The 16,233-nt window shown below is 64.8% G+C and carries 17 protein-coding genes; 16 read left to right on the plus strand and 1 reads right to left on the minus strand.

From position 1 onward, the window contains the following. The 12 genes from MJ8_RS15620 to MJ8_RS15675 all read left to right on the plus strand — a co-directional run bounded on the left by MJ8_RS15620 (position 1) and on the right by MJ8_RS15675 (position 11,515). On the plus strand, positions 1–762 hold the full coding sequence (locus tag MJ8_RS15620; protein WP_201415194.1) for an alpha/beta fold hydrolase: 762 nt from the start codon (positions 1–3) through the stop codon (positions 760–762). Next, positions 747–1,685 (plus strand): acetamidase/formamidase family protein, encoded by a 939-nt coding sequence (locus MJ8_RS15625; RefSeq protein ID WP_201415195.1) that lies wholly within the window; start codon positions 747–749, stop codon positions 1,683–1,685. Before MJ8_RS15620 ends, MJ8_RS15625 begins: the two co-directional genes overlap by 16 nt. 104 nt (positions 1,686–1,789) lie before the next feature. Then, positions 1,790–3,430 carry a Na+/H+ antiporter gene (locus MJ8_RS15630; protein WP_201415196.1) on the plus strand — a complete coding sequence of 547 codons (1,641 nt, stop codon included), beginning with the start codon at positions 1,790–1,792 and terminating at the stop codon, positions 3,428–3,430. Between the two features lie 127 nt (positions 3,431–3,557). Beyond that, positions 3,558–4,871, plus strand: a complete 1,314-nt coding sequence (glyA, locus tag MJ8_RS15635; protein ID WP_201415197.1) for a serine hydroxymethyltransferase — start codon at positions 3,558–3,560, stop codon at positions 4,869–4,871. A gap of 95 nt (positions 4,872–4,966) precedes the next feature. Further along, complete coding sequence (locus tag MJ8_RS15640; protein ID WP_201415452.1) at positions 4,967–5,557, plus strand: hypothetical protein; 591 nt, start codon at positions 4,967–4,969, stop codon at positions 5,555–5,557. 214 nt (positions 5,558–5,771) lie between these two features. Beyond that, the gene (nrdR, locus tag MJ8_RS15645) at positions 5,772–6,251 is read left to right on the plus strand and encodes a transcriptional regulator NrdR (RefSeq protein WP_040983276.1); all 480 of its coding nucleotides are present in this window, start codon (positions 5,772–5,774) and stop codon (positions 6,249–6,251) included. A gap of 2 nt (positions 6,252–6,253) precedes the next feature. Further along, positions 6,254–7,381: a bifunctional diaminohydroxyphosphoribosylaminopyrimidine deaminase/5-amino-6-(5-phosphoribosylamino)uracil reductase RibD gene (ribD, locus tag MJ8_RS15650; RefSeq protein WP_201415198.1), complete on the plus strand. Its 1,128-nt coding sequence runs from the start codon at positions 6,254–6,256 to the stop codon at positions 7,379–7,381. A 61-nt stretch (positions 7,382–7,442) separates the two neighbouring features. After that, a complete protein-coding gene (locus MJ8_RS15655; RefSeq protein ID WP_201415199.1) occupies positions 7,443–8,060 on the plus strand; it encodes a riboflavin synthase in 618 nt (205 codons plus the stop codon). A gap of 123 nt (positions 8,061–8,183) precedes the next feature. Next, positions 8,184–9,173 carry a methyltransferase gene (locus tag MJ8_RS15660; RefSeq protein ID WP_201415200.1) on the plus strand — a complete coding sequence of 330 codons (990 nt, stop codon included), beginning with the start codon at positions 8,184–8,186 and terminating at the stop codon, positions 9,171–9,173. Positions 9,174–9,312: 139 nt separating this feature from the next. Beyond that, positions 9,313–9,807, plus strand: a complete 495-nt coding sequence (gene ribH, locus MJ8_RS15665) for a 6,7-dimethyl-8-ribityllumazine synthase (RefSeq protein WP_201415201.1) — start codon at positions 9,313–9,315, stop codon at positions 9,805–9,807. Continuing rightward, positions 9,804–10,298, plus strand: a complete 495-nt coding sequence (gene nusB / locus MJ8_RS15670; protein ID WP_140785261.1) for a transcription antitermination factor NusB — start codon at positions 9,804–9,806, stop codon at positions 10,296–10,298. The genes ribH and nusB overlap by 4 nt, the downstream gene beginning before the upstream one ends. Beyond that, positions 10,295–11,515 carry an MFS transporter gene (locus tag MJ8_RS15675; protein WP_201415202.1) on the plus strand — a complete coding sequence of 407 codons (1,221 nt, stop codon included), beginning with the start codon at positions 10,295–10,297 and terminating at the stop codon, positions 11,513–11,515. Before nusB ends, MJ8_RS15675 begins: the two co-directional genes overlap by 4 nt. A 57-nt stretch (positions 11,516–11,572) precedes the next feature. Here the strand turns inward: MJ8_RS15675 and MJ8_RS15680 are convergent, their stop codons facing one another. Next, positions 11,573–12,145 carry an NADPH-dependent FMN reductase gene (locus MJ8_RS15680; protein ID WP_201415203.1) on the minus strand — a complete coding sequence of 191 codons (573 nt, stop codon included), beginning with the start codon at positions 12,143–12,145 and terminating at the stop codon, positions 11,573–11,575. 237 nt (positions 12,146–12,382) lie between these two features. On the opposite strand from MJ8_RS15680, the gene MJ8_RS15685 reads away from it, so the two are divergent. The 4 genes from MJ8_RS15685 to MJ8_RS15700 are packed head-to-tail and all read left to right on the plus strand — an operon-like array spanning position 12,383 to position 16,188. After that, positions 12,383–13,294, plus strand: coding sequence for an ABC transporter substrate-binding protein (locus MJ8_RS15685; RefSeq protein ID WP_201415204.1), 912 nt, complete (start codon positions 12,383–12,385; stop codon positions 13,292–13,294). 52 nt (positions 13,295–13,346) lie between these two features. Beyond that, positions 13,347–14,510, plus strand: coding sequence for an ABC transporter permease (locus MJ8_RS15690; protein ID WP_201415205.1), 1,164 nt, complete (start codon positions 13,347–13,349; stop codon positions 14,508–14,510). Beyond that, positions 14,507–15,442 carry an ABC transporter ATP-binding protein gene (locus MJ8_RS15695; protein ID WP_201415206.1) on the plus strand — a complete coding sequence of 312 codons (936 nt, stop codon included), beginning with the start codon at positions 14,507–14,509 and terminating at the stop codon, positions 15,440–15,442. The genes MJ8_RS15690 and MJ8_RS15695 overlap by 4 nt, the downstream gene beginning before the upstream one ends. Then, positions 15,439–16,188: an ABC transporter permease gene (locus MJ8_RS15700; protein WP_201415207.1), complete on the plus strand. Its 750-nt coding sequence runs from the start codon at positions 15,439–15,441 to the stop codon at positions 16,186–16,188. Before MJ8_RS15695 ends, MJ8_RS15700 begins: the two co-directional genes overlap by 4 nt. The last annotated feature ends 45 nt before the right edge of the window (positions 16,189–16,233 follow it).

The raw sequence follows: 16,233 nt of genomic DNA on the forward strand, positions 1-16,233 counted from the left end.
ATGGTGGCGCTCAACATCATGCGCTGGGGCGACCGCAGCGCTCCGAAGACTATGGTGGCGCTGCACGGCATCACCGCCAATGCGGGCGCCATGACCGAGCCGGCCAGGCTGCTTGCCACGCGCGGCTGGCAGGTGATTGCTCCCGATATGCGCGGCCATGGCGAAAGCGCGCGCGGCAACGGCGATTTCTCCTTCGACAGCCTGCTTTCTGATTTCGCCGAGAACTTGCCCGCCGCGCCGGATGTGCTGCTCGGCCACTCCTTCGGCGGGACGCTGGCTCAGCTTGGCGTGTTGCGCGGCCTGTTCCGGCCGAAGTCGATGCTTCTGGAAGATCCGGTCTCGCATTTCGCCGACAAGGCCACGCCGAAGGGTATGCTGGACTGGGACGAGGCAAATCTGCCCCACGACATCGAGGGACTGCTGAAACTCAATCCCGGCTGGTCGCGGCGGGACGCTGCCTGGAAAGTCGTGTCGCTCGAGCAGATATCGTTCGACGACGCACGTTCGGCCTTCGCCGGCAATGCGCCTTGGGACCTGCGTGACGAGGCGGCGCGCTTGGCCAAGATGCTGCCGACGGTCTGGGTCCTGCCGGAAGTGAGCCGGTTCGTCCCGCCCGACGACACGGCGCGGCTGCGCGCGGAGGTCGGTGAGCGGTCGGTCGTCGTGATGCCCAATGTCGGCCATAGCATCCACCGCGACGCCACGCAGGTGTTTGTCGATATTGTCGAGAAACTGGGAGCCGGCACTTGGTTCGACCGCTGAACGACGGGCACGATTTCGTCTTTCAACTTGGAGGGCACGTGCCGCGGCTCTCGGTCAGACCTGGCGAGCAATTCACGCTGTTCACCGAGGATTGCTTTTCCGGCAGGCTGACGAGCGTCGACGGCAAGCCGCGCGAGGTCGCGCCTTATCCGAAAGTCAACCCGCTGGTCGGCCCGATCGCCGTCGAAGGCATCAAGCCCGGCGATATCATGGCGATCCACCTGCATCGCTTGGAGCCTGCCCGCGACTGGGGCGTGGCGACGATATCGCCGAATTTCGGCTTTCTGTCGGGAACCCGAGCCTCGCCCAACTTGCAGGCGGAGCAAGAAGAGCGGGTCTGGATATGGCGCCTGTCGCCGGATCGAACGCGACTGACCACGCAGACCTCCTCCGGCGGCGCACTTTCCGCAAGCTATCGGCCGTTTCACGGCACGTTGGGCGTCGCGCCCGCGCATGGTGAGGTTCGCCTCGGCGTTGTCCCTGGCGACTTCGGTGGCAATTTCGACATCCCGGACCTGACCGAAGGCGCGACGCTTTACCTGCGGGCCAACGTCGATGGCGGGCACATCTATGTCGGTGACGGCCACTACGCGCAGGGCGATGGCGAGATCGCCGGCACCGCGGTCGAAGGCGCCTTCTTCACCACGCTGTCCGCCGAGAAGGCAGCGCCGGACGAGAGCTTCGACTGGCCGCGCCTGGAGACCGAAGGCCGCATCGGCGTCATCGGCTGCGCGCGGCCGTTGGACGATGCAGCCCGCATCGCGGCTGCCGGACTGGTGCGCTGGGTGGCGCACCGGACAGGCCTAGGCATCATGGATGCGCATCAACTGGTCAGCCAGACCTGCAGCTTGCGCATCGGCAATGTCGTGAATCCTGCTTTCACGGTGCTTTGTTCCGTGCCCAAGGTGGCTCTGCCGCAATAGCGGAATGGCGACGCGTCCACGATTGGTACGCCCGCGTGCTGCCCGGCCGGCTGGACGCGACGTCGGCAATTGCCCATGGTTGGTCGAACAGCTGGAATCGCGCCATGGACGTCGCCGTCTTCATCCTTGTCGTGCTCGCCTTCGTGACCGTTTCGGGCGCGTTGGTGCGGCTGGTGCGGGTGCCGCTGCCGGTGCTGCAGATCGCCATCGGTGTCGCGCTCGCGTGGCCTGCGCGAGGCGTTCACATCGAAGTGGATCCGGAGCTGTTTCTGTTGGTGTTCATCCCGCCGCTTTTGTTCGGCGACGCCTTTTCGGCGCCGAAGCGTGAGCTGATGGCGCTGCGCGGCCCGATCCTCGACCTTGCGATCGGGCTCGTCTTCTTCACCATCGTCGGTTTCGGCTACGCCTTGCACTGGCTGGTGCCGAGCATCCCGCTGGTTGTCGCCTTCGCCCTGGCCGCAGTGCTGTCGCCGACCGACGCGGTCGCCGTGTCCTCGATCGTCGATCGCAATCTCGTCCCGGCGCGGCTGATGCACATATTGGAAGGCGAGTCGCTGCTCAATGACGCCTCCGGCCTGGTGATGTTCCGCTTCACCGTCGCCGCGGTGTTGACCGGCAGCTTTTCGTTCGCCGCGGCATCGCTGAGTTTTCTCCTGGCTGTGGCGATCGGCATTCTCGTGGGCATCGCGGCACTGTTCATTGCCGCGAAGTCGTTGCAGATCCTCAGCCGCATCACCAGCACGCCGGCCGAAGCGCAGGTGCTGGTCATGGTGCTGCTGCCCTTCGTCGCCTATCTGGTCGCCGAGCATCTGGGCGCTTCTGGCGTTTTGGCGGCGGTCACAGCCGGCCTTCTGACCGGCTACTCCGGCATCGTCCGTCACATGGCGGTCTCGGCGCGCATCCAGACGATCTCGCTCTGGTCGATGCTGATCTTCATGTTCAACGGCTCGCTCTTCATCCTGCTTGGCCTGCAACTGCCCGACATCATCCGCAAGGTGCCGCCGGAACTGACCACCCGGCATTGGCTATTCGAGCCGGCATTGACCGTGCTGTTGCTCACGCTCTGCCTGATCGGGTTGCGCTTCGTCTGGATCTGGATCGGCGATATCGGCGCCGTGCTCGCCGCGCGGCTCGGCAAGCGCAAGGCGGAGCCCTTTGGCTTTCGCGTCAGGCTCGCTGGCTCGATCGCCGGCGTGCGCGGTGCCGTGACTCTGGCCGGCATCCTGTCCCTGCCGCTCACCTTGCAGGACGGCTCGCCGTTCCCGGCCCGCGATCTCGTGATCTTCCTCGCCGCCGGCGTCATCATCTGCTCGCTGGCGATTGCCAGCCTCGCTTTGCCCGCGGTCGCGCGCGGTCTCGTCGAGCCCGGCGAGCATCCGGGCGCCGCCGAAGAACGCAGGGCGAGGGTCGGTGCCGCCAATGCGGCCATCGCCAGGATCGAAAGTCTCGCCAGCGACGGCAATGAAGGGGAGGCGGCTGAGATGAAGCTCGCCGTCGCCGAGAGCGTCGCCTCCATCTACCGGCGTCGCATCTCGCTCTCCGACGGCGCCGACGAAGCACGCGCCGAGGCCCGCGATCGAGGGCGGATCGAGATGGAGCTCAGGCTTGCCGGCATCGAGGCCGAGCGCGCCGAGTTGCAGGCCATGCTGCGCCGGGGCGACATCAACGACCATACCGCGCGTAAGCTGTTCACCGAAATCACCTTCTCGGAAGCGATCCTCAAAGGCCGCGAACCGCGGGAATAGGAGCCCGGTCGGCTCGTCTTGGCGCAAACCGGCCAGCAAATTTCGCGCCGCAAACGTGGCGGCCCGAAAACAACTGTGTTAATGCGCGGCGACCTCGCAGACCTCCGGCCCCAAGGGAAAGCAAGCCATGTCAAATGCAGCGGCAGCCTCCAGCACGTTCGAATCCTTCTTCGAGACCACGCTTGCCGACGCCGATCCGGAAATCTTCGGCGCCATCCGCAACGAGCTCGGTCGCCAGCGTCATGAGATCGAACTGATCGCGTCCGAAAACATCGTGTCGCGCGCCGTGCTCGAAGCGCAGGGCTCGATCATGACCAACAAATATGCCGAGGGCTATCCGGGCAAGCGCTACTATGGCGGCTGCCAGTTCGTCGACGTGGCCGAGGAACTGGCCATCGAGCGCGCGAAAAAGCTGTTCGGCTGTAACTTCGCCAATGTCCAGCCGAACTCGGGCAGCCAGATGAACCAGGCGGTGTTCCTGGCGCTGCTTCAGCCCGGCGACACCTTCATGGGCCTCGACCTGAATTCCGGCGGCCATCTCACCCACGGCTCGCCGGTCAACATGAGCGGCAAGTGGTTCAAGGTCGTCTCCTACGGCGTGCGCAAGGACGATCACCTGCTCGACATGGATGCCATCGAGAAGACCGCGCATGAGACCAAGCCGAAGCTGATCCTGGCTGGCGGCACCGCCTATTCGCGAATCTGGGACTGGAAGAGGTTCCGCGAGATCGCCGATTCGATCGGCGCCTATCTCATGGTTGACATGGCGCATATCGCCGGTCTGGTCGCCGGCGGCATGCACCCGTCGCCGCTGCCTCATGCCCATGTCGTGACCACGACGACGCACAAGTCGCTGCGCGGCCCGCGTGGCGGCATGATCCTGTGCAACGACGAGGAGATCGCCAAGAAGATGAATTCGGCGGTGTTCCCGGGGTTGCAGGGCGGTCCGCTGATGCATGTGATCGCCGCCAAGGCGGTGGCGCTCGGTGAGGCGCTGAAGCCGAGTTTCAAGACCTACGCCGAAAGCATTGTCGCCAACGCCAAGGCGCTGGCGTCCAGCTTGCAGGAGACCGGCCTCGACATCGTCTCGGGCGGTACCGACAACCATCTGATGCTGGTCGACCTGCGTCCGAAGAACGCCACCGGCAAGCGCGCTGAGGCGGCGCTCGGCCGCGCCAACATCACCTGCAACAAGAACGGCATCCCGTTCGATCCGGAAAAGCCGTTCGTGACCTCGGGCGTGCGCCTCGGGACGCCGGCGGGCACCACGCGCGGCTTCGGCCAGGCCGAGTTCCGCGAGATCGGCAAGCTGATCGCCGAGGTGCTGGATGGTCTGAAGGTGGCGAATTCCGACGAGGGCAATGCGGCGGTCGAGGCCGCGGTGAAGGCCAAGGTCACGGCGCTGACCGATCGTTTCCCGCTCTACCCCTATCTCGGCTGATCCTCTTTCGGTTGACCGCACGTTCCGCGTCATCTTTTATCCCTGCTTCGCGCCGCCCCCTGATCAGGGCGGCGCGGCTTGTTGGAGACTTGATGATGCATACGTTCCGTCTTGCCGCCCTGGCGTTGTCCGCCTCGCTGATCGTTTTCTCCGCTTCCGGCACGGTCGCCCAGGACGAAACCAAGCCCAGCGCGGGCATGCCAGCCACCAACACATTTGGGCGCTGGACCACCATCATCGACACCCTTGACACTGGCCAGGACGCGCGCAAGACCTGCGCCGCCTCGACGGCTTTCGTCGATGGCGAAGGTAACGCTGGCTCCCTGACGCTCTCGATCTCGACCGGCGACGCGCTGCCGCCGGACGCGTATCCGGCCATCATGTTCATCATCGACAACAAGACGCTGCCGACGGGCGACAAGATCCCCGCGACCTTCGGTGATCCGGGCGTGAAGGTTGCCGTGACGGTAAGTTCCAACGCCGCCGCCGGCGGTCGTCCCAGCTGGATGGTCGATAGTGAGGCCAAGACCAGCCTCGCTCTGCTGCGCGCCATGCGTAAGGTTACCTCGCTCGATGTGACCTTCGGCAAACAGAAGGTCACCAGCATCCCGATGGACGGCTTCACCAAGGCCTATCGCAACCTCGGCACGTCCTGTGGGTTTTCGACCAAGGACGTCGCGCCCTGACGCTTGCCGGCCGGCAGGGCTGGGGCGCTGGCAATCTTGCTCGCGCCTCGCTATCTCTGAGGCATAAAAGGCTCTAAGCCTTCGCCCACCAGAGTGAGATGACGCTTCCTTGAAGCGCCCTCTCACTCTAAGATTTTGTTTTTGAAGCATGTTCTTCTCCGAAAAGTCTGCAACTTTTCGGGATCATGCCAGAATCGCGAACTCAAGGCTCTCCATGCGCTGCCCCTATTGCCAGTCCGAAGATACGCAGGTGAAGGATTCGCGTCCCGCAGAAGACGGCGCGGCGATCCGCAGGCGGCGGGTGTGTCCCGATTGCGGCGGCCGCTTCACCACCTTCGAGCGGGTCCAGCTGCGCGACCTCGTCGTCATCAAGAAGTCCGGCCGCAAGGTGCCATTCGACCGCGACAAGCTGCTGCGCTCTGTCGAGATCGCCGTGCGCAAGCGCAATGTCGACCCCGAGCGCATCGACCGCGCCGTCACCGGCATTGTGCGCCAGCTCGAAAGCTCCGGCGAAACCGAGATTGCGTCGGGCGAGGTCGGCCGGCTGGTGATGGAGGCGCTGAAGTCGTTGGATGACGTCGCCTATGTCCGCTTCGCCTCTGTCTATCGCAATTTCCGTGAGGCCAGGGATTTTCACGAGCTGCTGGGCGAATTGAAGGGCGACGAGGAAAAGACCGAAGAGGACGCCGGCTGATCATGGCGCGACCGCGACTGGACGAGGCCGCGCAGGCGGCCCTTGATCGCCGTTTCATGGCCGCGGCCATCAGGCTGTCGCGCCGCAATGCCGGCCGCACCTCCACCAACCCTTCCGTCGGCACCATCATCGTGCGCGACGACGGCGCCGGCCCAATGATCGTCGGCACCGGCGTGACCGCCATCGGCGGCCGTCCGCATGCCGAGACAGAGGCGCTGGCCGAGGCTGGTGAACTGGCCCGAGGCGCCACCGCCTATGTGACATTGGAGCCCTGCGCCCATCACGGCCGCACGCCGCCCTGCGCCAACGCGCTGGTCAATGCCGGTATTGCACGCGTCGTCGGCGCTGCCAGCGATCCTGATCCGCGCGTCTCCGGCCAGGGCTACGCCATCCTGCGCGCTGCCGGGGTCGAGGTGGTGGAGAAGGTCTTGGCAGCCGAAGCAGCAGAGCAGATGGCGGGCTATCTCACTCGTTCTCTGAAGAAGCGCCCGGAAGTAACTCTGAAGCTTGCGCTTTCGAGTGACGGCAAGATCGGTCGCAAGGGCGCCGGTCAGGTTGCCATCACCGGCGAGATCGCGCGGCGCGACGTCTATCTGATGCGCGCCGAGTCCGACGCCATCCTGATCGGGATCGGCACCGCCCTCGAGGATGATCCGGCGCTGACCGTGCGCCTGCCGGGACTGGAGAACCGCTCGCCGGCGCGCATCGTCCTCGATCGGCAGATCCGGTTGCCCGAGACATCCAAGCTGGTGTCCGGCGTCGACCGCGTGCCGCTCTATGTTGCCGCGTGTCTGGAAGCCGACCCGCATCGGCGGGCCGCGCTCGAACGCGCCGGCGTGCGCTTCATCGGCACCGAAACTCATGACGGCGTCGTCGCCTTGCCGGAATTGCTGGAAGATCTTGCCGCGCTCGGCATGGCAAGCGTTTTGGTCGAAGGCGGCGCCAAGGTGGCCAAGGCCTTCCTCGATGAAGGTCTTGTCGACCGCATCGTGCTCTTCCAGGGGCCTGAGGCGATCGGCGAGGATGGCATTGCGTCGCCGATCGACGCCGACCGTATCCCGGCGGGATTTCGTAAACTGCGTGACATGCGCTTCGGCGAGGACAGCTACGCCGAGTGGATAAGATCATGATCCCAAAAAGTGGGAACCGGTTTTTGGATCAGATCATGGTCAAAACGAGAGACACCCTTTGATGTTTACTGGCATCGTTACCGACATTGGCACGGTAGCCGCTGTGAAGCCGCTCGCTGAAGGCGTCGGCCTGCGCATCGACACGGCCTATGATCCTGAAACCATCGCTATCGGCGCTTCGATTTCCTGCGGCGGCGTCTGCCTGACGGTCACCGCGCTTCCCGAGCAGGGCTCGAACGCGCGCTGGTTCGAGGTCGAGGCCTGGGAGGAGGCGCTGAGGCTGACCACCGCCTCGAGCTGGAAATCCGGCACCCGGATCAACCTCGAACGGGCGCTGAAGATCGGTGACGAACTCGGCGGCCACATCGTCTCCGGCCATGTCGACGGCACCGCCGAGATCATCGAGCGCAAGGAGGAGGGCGATGCAGTGCGCTTCACCCTGGAGGCACCGCGTCATTTGGCGAAGTTCATCGCGCCCAAGGGCTCGGTTGCGCTCGACGGCACATCGCTCACCGTCAACAAGGTCGAAGGCACCCGCTTCGACGTGCTTCTTATCCATCACTCGCTGAGCGTCACCACCTGGGGCGAGCGTCAGGCCGGCGACCGTGTCAACATCGAGATCGACACGATGGCCCGCTACGCCGCGCGCCTGGCGGATGCGGCGAAAGAGGGACTTTGAACTCGGTCAGGCGGTTACAGGGACGCAACCACACAAACAGGTCCTAAGGCAGCTTCAGCACGGCTTCCCGCTTCACTTCCGCCCAGACCCCACGTAAACTTTCTCCCGGTGGAGGGGAAAGCCATGAGCAGCCCATCGCAACAAGCGGCGAAGCTTGGCTTCGGATTTGCGGTGTCACAGGCTCTGCGCGTCGTTATCGAACTCGGTATTCCCGATCTTCTGGCTTCCGGCGAGCAGTCGGTTGAAGACTTGGCGGCCGCCTCGAAGGCGGATGCGGAGCCGCTCTATCGCGTGATGCGGCTTTTGGCGCCGGAGGGCGTCTTCACCGAAAATCGTCCTCGTCATTTTGCCTTGACCGAGGTCGGCGCGGCGCTTCGTTCCGATCGGCCCGGACCGCGCGACTTCATCCGGATGATCAACAGCGAGGCCTACCTCGCCTTCGAGCAGCTTCTGCATTCCGTCCGCACGGGAAAGCCGGCGTTCGACAAGGTATTCGGAAGCTCGAGATTCGATTGGCTTTCGGCCCACCCGGAACAGGCTGCCCTGTTTCAGCGCGCCATGGTCGCCTTGAGCCAAGGCACCAACGAGGCGGTCGCCGACGCCTATGATTTCAGCCGATACACACGGGTCGTCGATGTCGGCGGTGGGCATGGACAGCTCCTTTCGGCCATCCTCGCCCGCAATCCCCATTTGAGCGGCGTTCTGCTCGATCTGCCGTCCGGGGTGGCGGCGGCGCGCCGGGGCGCTGGCGGCGATCTGCCGCGCACCGACTTCGTCGCCGGCAACTTCTTCGAGAGTGTTCCGGTTGGCGATGTCTATGTGATCAAGAAGGTCATCCACGACTGGAACGATGAACATGCCGGGCTGATCCTGCGACGTTGCCGCGAGGCCATGCCAGCGGATGGCAGGGTGCTCGTGGCCGAAACACTCGTCCCTCCGGGCGATGAGCCGGATCAGATCAAGGCCATCGATGTGGTCATGCTCGCGGTCACCGGCGGCCTTGAGCGGACCGAGGCCCAATACGCCAGGCTGTTCGAGGGCGCGGGACTGAAGCTCGAGCGGGTTATCGGCACCCGGGCAGCGATCTCGATCATCGAGGCCGCCCCTGCCTAGCCAAGAACGTGCTTGAGAGAGATTGCCGGGCGGGACCCGAATCCGTCGAGAGGCGCCGCGTCCGCGTCGGTTGGGCAATCTTGTGCTTGCGATCAACCCCGCTTCGGCCTAAGTCACCGGCAACCCCCCGGAGACTTTTATGGCTGGAACATTCCAACACGGCAAAGCGTTTATTCGCCCGAAGACGAAAGCGCATCTGCTCATTGTCGAAGCGCGTTTTCACGACGATCTCGCCGACGCTCTGCTCGAAGGCGCGACCGGCGCGCTCGATGAGGCCGGCGCCACCTATGACGTGGTGACCGTTCCCGGTTCGCTGGAAATACCGGCCGTGATCACCTTCGCGGTCGATGGCGCCGCCGAAGGCGGCACGCACTATGACGGCTTCGTCGCGCTCGGCACCATCATTCGCGGCGATACCTATCATTTCGACATCGTCGCCAATGAATCGAGCCGCGCTCTGATGGACCTTTCGGTGCAGGAGGCGATCGCGATCGGCAACGGCATCCTTACCACGGAGAACGATGCGCAGGCATGGACGCGTGCGCGAAGGACGGAAGGCGACAAGGGCGGCTTCGCCGCGCGCGCGGCGCTGACCATGATCGCGCTCAAAGAGAAATTCGGAGCCCAATCGTGACCGAGCCCGCCTCGACCGGAGCGGTACGCCACGCCAACAAACGTGGGGCCGCCCGTCTTGCCGCCGTCCAGGCGCTCTATCAGATGGATGTGGCCGGCAGCGGCGTCTTCGAGATCACGGCCGAATACGAGACCTTCCGCCTCGGCAAGGAAGTCGATGGCGCGCTCTATCGCGAAGCCGACGCGCAATGGTTCCGCGCCATCCTGACCGGCGTCGTCGAGAACCAGAAGACCATCGACCCCGTCATCCGCCAGGCGCTGACCGAGGACTGGCCGTTGTCGCGACTGGATTCGACGCTGCGCGCCATCCTGCGCGCCGGCGTCTATGAGCTGATGAAGCGCGAGGACGTGCCGGTGGCCGTCATCGTCTCCGAATATGTCGATATCGCCAAGGCTTTCTACGAGGAAGACGAGCCGAAGCTAGTCAACGCTGTCCTTGATCGCGTCTCGCGCCGGGTGCGCGGCGAGGGACGTGGCAAGGACGCTTCGTGACGACCGCAACGGCGGTGATCGCCGAGGCCGGCAGGGAAGGGCGCCGCACCGCCGTCCTGCTTGCCGCCGCGCAGGCGATCGTCGGCTCGGCCGCGCCGATCGCCATTTCGCTGGGCGCGCTGGCGGGGCAATACCTGCTTGGTCCCGACAAGTCGCTGGCGACGGCGCCGATCACCGGATTCAATCTCGGCGTGGCGCTCGGCGCTTTGCCGGCCGCGGCCATTATCCGCAGCCTCGGTCATCGCGGCGGCTTCATGACCGGCACCGTGGTCACCGCATTCGGCGGCCTGATCGCGACCCTGGCGCTATTCCAGTCGAGCTTTTGGCTGTTCGCCTTCGGCCTCTGCGTCATCGGCGTCGGCGGCGCCTTCGTCCAGCAATTTCGCTTCGCCGCCGCTGACAACGCGCCGCCCGAATTCAAGGCACGCGCCATCTCCTTCGTGCTGGCGGGCGGCATCATCACGGCCGTCCTGGGGCCGCAGATCGTCATCTACACCCGCGAATTGCTGGCCCCGGTGATGTTTGCCGGGTCCTTCGCCTCGATCCTGCCCCTGGCCGCGGCTGGCGCGCTCATCCTGTCCTTCTTGCGTGTGTCGTCAAGGGCAAGCACCGTTACTGAAACCGCTGGAAGCGATGCCCGGCCGCTGATCGAAATCGTCACCCAGCCGCGCTTCGTCGCAGCACTTTTCTGCACCGTCGGCAGCTACGCGCTGATGAGCTTCGTCATGACCGGCGCGCCGCTCGCGATGGTCGGCTGCGGCCTGTCGGAGGACAATGCCACGCTTGGCATTTCCTGGCATGTCATGGCCATGTTCGGACCGAGCTTCTTCACCGGGGCGCTGATCCATCGCTTCGGCGCCGAGCGCATCGTTGCCACCGGTCTCATCCTGTTGATCGGCTGCGGCGCCGTGGCGCTTTCCGGATTGGCGCTGTGGCAGTTCTGGACCGCGCTGATCCTGCTCGGCCTCGGCTGGAATTTCGGCTTCATCGGCGCCACGGCGATGGTCGCCGCCAGCTACCGGCCCTCCGAGAAGAGCAAGGTCCAAGGTTTCCACGACTTCGTCCTGTTCGGCTCCGTCGCATTCTCCTCGCTGATGTCAGGCGCGATCTACAATGCCTGGGGCTGGACCATGCTGAACTGGATCGTGTTCCCGGTCGTCCTGCTCTGCTTTGCCGCGCTCGGCACGTTGAAGTTTGTGGGCGCTCCCAGATCTTGAAGAACGCGCCCGACCAGCTCTTCCGGCTTCTTGGACAACCTGCCTGAGCGACCGGCGTCAGGCGTCCGGTGGGAGTACCTGCAGGACCCGCGCGATGAACATGTGAAACTCCTGCATATAGTTGCGCAGGAATGTCTCGGTCGACTCCACAGTCACCTCGCCATCGTCGGTGATCAATCCCGGAGTGAATTGAATGTAGGCTTCGGGCGAGTTCATCTGGGGCGCGTTGCAGAAGCTGAGCACGCTGCGCAGGCTCTGTTGGGCGACCGCGGTTGCGATCGCGCCCGGCGATGTTCCGATGACGGCAGTCGGTTTGCGGGCAAAAGAGTTCTTGCCGTAGGGCCGGCTGGCCCAGTCGATTGCATTCTTCAGACCGCCGGGGATCGATCGGTTGTACTCCGGCGTGACGAAAAGCACCGCCTGGACGGATGCGATGGCTTTCTTGAACTCCAGGGCGACAGGCGGGAAGGCGGCGTCATAGTCGTAGCTGTAGAGCGGCAGGTCCTTGAAGGGGATTTCCGTCATCTCAAGTTCCGGCGGCGCCAGTTTGACGAGAGCCTTCGCAAGCTTGCGGTTGATGGAGCCCTTGGCGAGGCTGCCGATGAGGTAGCCGACTTTGTGCTTGGCCATAACACACTCCTTTTTTGGCCGCCGACCCGCCTTTCCCAATATTTCGCAAAATGGGGTAAGCCGCCAGCCGGCCTTAGGTCGGCATCGCGCTATGTCGGGTGGAACCGCGCTTTTGTGGGATCGAACAAAATTATTGCGCCTGTCCCCCAAGTTATGAAACCGTGTACCCCGACTGCCCGTTATAGCCGTGCTCATATGCAGCCACCGATCAATCGGTTCACAGCAAGGGATTCCACAATGTTTTCAATCGGAAAGCTCGCCGTAGCAGCCATTGCGCTCGGCCTTGCCACTGCCTCGGCCAGCGCCCAGGTGGTCGTCTCCTCAAAGATCGATACCGAAGGCGGCGTGCTGGGCAACATCATCCAGCTCGTGCTCAACGCCAACAACATCAAGACCACCGACCGCATCCAGCTTGGTGCGACGCCCGTGGTGCGCAAGGCGATCACCGCCGGCGAGATCGACATCTATCCCGAATACACGGGCAACGCCGCCTTCTTCTTCCAGAAGGCCGACGATCCGGTCTGGAAAGATGCCGCCAAGGCCTATGAAACCGCCAAGAAGCTCGACTATGACGCCAACAAGATCGTCTGGCTGTCGCCGTCGCCGGCCAACAACACCTGGGCGATCGCGCTGCGTAAGGAAGTGGCCGACGAGAACAAGCTCGTCACGCTTTCGGACTTCGGCAAATACGTCTCGGGCGGCGGCAAGGTTGTGCTGGCGGCCTCCGCCGAGTTCGTCAATTCGGCGGCGGCGCTCCCGGCCTTCCAGACGACATACGGTTTCACGCTGAAGCCCGACCAGTTGATCACGCTCTCCGGCGGCGACACCGCGGCGACCATCGCGGCCGCGGCCAACCAGACCAACGGCGCCAACGCCGCCATGGTTTACGGCACCGATGGCGGCATCCAGCCCTCCGGCCTTGTCGTTCTCCAGGACGACAAGAACGTGCAGCCGGTCTACCAGCCGGCGCCGATCATCCGCGAGAAGGTGCTGAAGGAACATCCCGAGATCGAGGCGCTGCTGAAGCCGGTCTTCGCCGAGCTCGACCTTACCACGCTGCAGCAGCTCAACGGCCGTGTGCAACTGGGTGGCGAACCTGCCAAGGGGGTGGCGGAGGATTTCCTCAAGAAGAACGGCTTCTTGAAGTAAGGTGATCCCGGCGCGCCATGTTCGCGGCGCGCCGGCTGGATTGGGGACGATCGTGACCATCCGCTTCGACAAGCTCGGCGTCGTGATCGCCGCGATCATCGTCTACGCTGCCTTGGCCGCGCCCTTTGCTACGTTCCGCGCCAACCGTATCGTGCCCGGACAGGCGCGCTCGATCCTCGAGGCCTTGCCGTCGGTGCTTGGGATCCTGTTGCTGGCGATAGTGATCGCCGGCGGCATCGTCGCGCTGGTGAGGACGCCGCTCATCCTGAGGATGGTCGCCAGCCTGGTTGCGCTTGTCGCCCTCGTCATCCTGATCGGTGTCGCCGGGGGTTTTCTGACGCCCGACGGCAACACTTTCGCGCGTGTCGCGCCGGCCTCCGGTTTCTGGCTGCTCGCCTTCGCGTTTATCCTGCTCCTGGCCGATGTGCTGACCAGGCTGAACCTGTCGCCCTTGGCGCGCATCGGCGTTCTTGCGGTCGCCGCGCTCGCCATCGGCGCGCTGCTTGTGTCGGGGCTTTGGGAAAGCCTTTCCATCCTCAGGGAATATGCCAACCGCGCCGACAGCTTCTGGGCCGAAGCTTCCAAGCACGTCACGCTGGCGCTCGGCTCGCTGGCCGGGGCCGTCATCGTCGGCATACCGCTCGGCATTCTGTGCCACCGCGTCGAGCGGTTGCGTGATGGCGTCCTCAATGTGCTCAACATTATCCAGACCATTCCCTCCATCGCGCTCTTCGGCCTGCTGATCGCGCCGCTCGGCTGGGTCGCCTTGCATGTGCCGGGTGCCGCCGCGATCGGCATCAGGGGCATCGGCACCGCGCCCGCCTTTGTTGCGCTCTTCCTCTATTCGCTGCTGCCGGTGGTGGCGAACACCGTCGTCGGGCTTGCCGGCGTGCCGCGCGCCGCCAACGATGCGGCGCGCGGCATGGGTATGACAGACCGACAGCGTCTGCTCGATGTCGAGTTCCCGCTTGCCTTTCCGGTGATCCTGACCGGCATCCGCATCGTTCTGGTGCAGAACATCGGCCTCGCCACGATCGCAGCGCTGATCGGCGGCGGCGGGTTCGGCGTGTTCGTCTTCCAGGGCATCGGCCAGACGGCGATGGACTTGGTGCTGCTCGGCGCCGTGCCGACCGTGGCGCTGGCTTTCGCCGCGGCCATCATCCTCGACGCGATTATCGAAATGACCTCCACCAGGCGCAGGACGGACTCCGCATGATCGAGATCGAAGGTATCAGCAAGCGATACAACGGAGCGGCCGTCGTCGACGATGTCTCGATGGTCATCGAGCCGCGCACCATTGCCGTCATCGTCGGCACCTCCGGCTCCGGCAAGACGACGCTGCTCAGGATGATCAACCGGCTGGTCGAGCCGACGTCGGGCGTCATCAAGATCGACGGCGCCGACAATCGCTCCCTGCCTGGATACGAGCTGCGCCGCAGCATCGGCTATGCCATCCAGGGTCATGGCTTGTTCCCGCACCGCACGGTGGCGCAGAACATCGCCACGGTGCCGGTGCTGCTCGGCTGGGACAAGGACCGTATCAAGGCTCGCGTCGATGAGTTGATGACCCTCTACCAGCTCGACCCGCAGGCCTATGGTCCGCGCTACCCGCATGAGCTCTCCGGCGGCCAGCAGCAACGCGTCGGCGTTGCCCGCGCGCTCGCCGCGGAGCCCAACGTGCTTTTGATGGACGAACCTTTCGGCGCGCTCGACCCGATCATACGCACCAAGGCGCAGGAGGATCTGCTGGCGATCCAGAAGCGCTTCGGCACCACCATCATCCTGGTCACGCACGACATGGAGGAGGCGGTCCATCTGGGCGACAAGATCGCCGTGATGGACGCCGGCAAGGTGCTGCAATACGCCAAGCCGGCGGAGATCCTGGCGAGGCCGGCAAATGGCTTTGTCGAGACCCTCGTCGGCTCCAGTGAGCGGCCGTTCCGGTTGCTCTCGCTCGGCCGCGCGCGCGACGCCATGGAGCCTGGCAGCGCAGAGGGCGAGGCGATCCCCGGCGATGCCAGCCAGCGCGACGCATTGGCCGAGCTTCTGTGGACGGGTCGTCCGGCGCTGCCGGTCAAGGACGGCAACGGCAAGCTTATCGGACGCGTCACGGTTGAAGGGCTGGTGAAGCGGGCGAGGCCGGCATGAAGGCCTGGCTGCCCGCGCTGCTGAGGCTGGCCGTTCTGGTGCTGCTGGTGGTCTTCATCACCAGCCCCAACTGGTTCGAGCCGCTGCTGAAACCGCTGACGGAAAACGGCGCGCCGGCGATCTACAATCAGGGCAGCCTGCTGACGCTGACCCTGCAGCATCTGCGCACCGTTCTGATCGCGACAGTGGCTGCGACGATCGCCGCGGTGGGGCTGGCCATCCTGGTCACCCGGCCGGCGGGCGCCGAGTTCCTGCCCTTATCACGCAGCCTGGTCAATATCGGCCAGACCTTCCCGCCGGTTGCCGTGCTGGCGCTTGCCGTGCCGGCCGTGGGCTTCGGCGAAAAGCCGACGCTGATTGCGCTCTTCCTCTACGGTCTGCTGCCGATCTTCGAAAACGCGCTGACGGCGCTCACCACGCTGCCCGGCAATGTGATGGAAGCGGCGCGCGGCGCCGGCATGACCGGCTGGCAAAGGCTGATGAAGGTCGAGCTGCCGCTGAGCGCCCCGGTGATCCTCGGCGGCATCCGGCTCTCGGTGGTCATCAGCCTCGCCACCGCGACCATCGGCTCGACGGTTGCCGCCAAGACGCTGGGCGAGGTCATCATCGCCGGCCTGATCTCGAACAACCTTGCCTTCGTGCTGCAGGGCGGCCTGATCGTCGCCGCGCTTGCTGTGCTGATCTATGACGGCCTGTCGGCAATCGAGCGCTACGCCGCGCGCCGCATGGGGCAGGGGGTGGAATGACGCCCAGCGGATTGACGCAGGTCCCCAGCGTCATTTCAATCGATC

Source organism: Mesorhizobium sp. J8 (genome assembly GCF_016591715.1).
GTDB lineage: Bacteria > Pseudomonadota > Alphaproteobacteria > Rhizobiales > Rhizobiaceae > Mesorhizobium.

Bases quoted from the DNA above. Each gene is read 5' to 3' on its own strand.
- MJ8_RS15700 (WP_201415207.1), top strand. From the start codon at position 15,439: ATGAAGGCCTGGCTGCCCGCGCTGCTGAGGCTGGCCGTTCTGGTGCTG.
- MJ8_RS15630 (WP_201415196.1), top strand. From the start codon at position 1,790: ATGGACGTCGCCGTCTTCATCCTTGTCGTGCTCGCCTTCGTGACCGTT.
- MJ8_RS15680 (WP_201415203.1), bottom strand. From the start codon at position 12,145: ATGGCCAAGCACAAAGTCGGCTACCTCATCGGCAGCCTCGCCAAGGGC.
- nrdR (WP_040983276.1), top strand. From the start codon at position 5,772: ATGCGCTGCCCCTATTGCCAGTCCGAAGATACGCAGGTGAAGGATTCG.
- ribH (WP_201415201.1), top strand. From the start codon at position 9,313: ATGGCTGGAACATTCCAACACGGCAAAGCGTTTATTCGCCCGAAGACG.
- MJ8_RS15695 (WP_201415206.1), top strand. From the start codon at position 14,507: ATGATCGAGATCGAAGGTATCAGCAAGCGATACAACGGAGCGGCCGTC.
- MJ8_RS15640 (WP_201415452.1), top strand. From the start codon at position 4,967: ATGCATACGTTCCGTCTTGCCGCCCTGGCGTTGTCCGCCTCGCTGATC.
- MJ8_RS15660 (WP_201415200.1), top strand. From the start codon at position 8,184: ATGAGCAGCCCATCGCAACAAGCGGCGAAGCTTGGCTTCGGATTTGCG.
- ribD (WP_201415198.1), top strand. From the start codon at position 6,254: ATGGCGCGACCGCGACTGGACGAGGCCGCGCAGGCGGCCCTTGATCGC.
- glyA (WP_201415197.1), top strand. From the start codon at position 3,558: ATGTCAAATGCAGCGGCAGCCTCCAGCACGTTCGAATCCTTCTTCGAG.
- MJ8_RS15655 (WP_201415199.1), top strand. From the start codon at position 7,443: ATGTTTACTGGCATCGTTACCGACATTGGCACGGTAGCCGCTGTGAAG.
- MJ8_RS15685 (WP_201415204.1), top strand. From the start codon at position 12,383: ATGTTTTCAATCGGAAAGCTCGCCGTAGCAGCCATTGCGCTCGGCCTT.
- MJ8_RS15620 (WP_201415194.1), top strand. From the start codon at position 1: ATGGTGGCGCTCAACATCATGCGCTGGGGCGACCGCAGCGCTCCGAAG.